At 65.7% G+C, this 265-nt stretch carries 1 pseudogene; it reads right to left on the bottom strand.

The features are described 5' to 3' along the window. Positions 1-203 (bottom strand): annotated as a pseudogene (locus IB244_RS31760) (cytochrome c1); the annotation flags it as partial. Positions 204-265: the final 62 nt, after the last annotated feature.

The following is a 265-nucleotide window of genomic DNA, read 5'->3' on the forward strand; positions in this document are numbered from 1 at the left end:
AGCTGGCCCTTGTCGTAATGGCCGAGCGGGCCGGCAAAGGTCCAGTGCTCATGCTTCGGATGCATGAGCGGATAGTGCGGCGTTGCGCCTTCGGCATGCTCTGCCGGCGCAGCCCCGTTCGGGGTGGCTTCCTCGGCGAGTGCCGCGCCGCTCAAACCAGCGACGACGGCCAGCGACAGGAGGCTGGTAACAAGCTTGTTCATGTGTCTCTTCCCTTCCTGTCGCACGCTCAGGCCTTGACCGGCTCGGCGGCCGCCACCTTGTT

It is taken from the genome of Rhizobium sp. RHZ02 (assembly GCF_014851575.1).
GTDB classification, from domain to species: Bacteria; Pseudomonadota; Alphaproteobacteria; order Rhizobiales; family Rhizobiaceae; genus Rhizobium; species Rhizobium altiplani.